A 958-nucleotide genomic window follows, 5' to 3' on the forward strand; every position below is an offset into this window, starting at 1 on the left:
AGGCCAGGTCAAGCTGCTGGGCATCAAGTTGTACGTCTATGGTTTTTCCCGTGGCGCATCGGCGGCGCGGGCGTTTGTCAGCTGGTTGAACCAGCTGTTGACCCGGTCCGAGCCGGTGCTGGCATTGCGCCTATCCGATTTGCGCCTGCCCATCAGCGTCGAGTACCTGGGGCTGCTGGACACCGTGGCCTCGGTCGGTTTGGCCGATATCGTACCAGGGGCCAACGGCCATATGAGTTGGGCCGATGGCAACCAGGAACTGCCCGCCAGCAGTCTGGTCAAGCGTTGCCTGCATATCGTTGCCAGTCATGAGCAACGGTTGTCCTTTCCGTTGGAGTCCATTCGCCGGGAGAAGGGGGGGTATCCGGCGAATAGTGTGGAGGTGATTTATCCGGGCGTGCACTCGGATCAGGGTGGGGGGTATCCGCCGGGGGATCAGGGTAAGGCTATTGGCGCGAATGACAGTTTATTGCTGTCGCAGATCGCTTTGCAGGATCTATATGCCGACGCCTTCGCCCACGGCGCTCCTTTGAAAGTGCCGAAAGAAACATTGCCAGCCGAATTGCGCCATGAAGTTTGGCGAGCAATGGAGTATGCGTTAATGAAAGAGTTTGACGTTTCAGCAACCCTGGTAACCCGCTTCAACGCCTGGCGTCAGCTAACCCTGGACCAGCCTCCCGTACAACAACCGCTGTCTGCCGAACAGATCGAGCACTATCGGCCACTACCCGCTAACACTAGTTTGGAGCAGACCCTACGCGAGCAGATGAGTTGGATCACTGCCTGGCGCATCGACCGCTACGCGTTTGCCAGTTTGATGCATACACCGTTCTATCTTCAGGCGAGCGACCTCCAGGCCGACGAGGAAGTCCGAGCTCGCGCTGAAGAAGAGCGCGACCAGAATCAGGCAGCGGTCGTAAAAAGCCGCAAGCAGCAGCGGGCTCGCGAATTTCTCAGC

1 protein-coding gene is annotated in these 958 nt (G+C 58.6%); it reads left to right on the forward strand.

The annotated features are described in order from the left end of the window. Positions 1-958 (forward strand): T6SS phospholipase effector Tle1-like catalytic domain-containing protein (locus NPS56_RS30910; protein WP_274078163.1); only part of this gene is annotated, 958 nt, incomplete at both ends.

The organism is Pseudomonas putida (genome assembly GCF_028682635.1).
Classification (GTDB): domain Bacteria; phylum Pseudomonadota; class Gammaproteobacteria; order Pseudomonadales; family Pseudomonadaceae; genus Aquipseudomonas; species Aquipseudomonas putida_AE.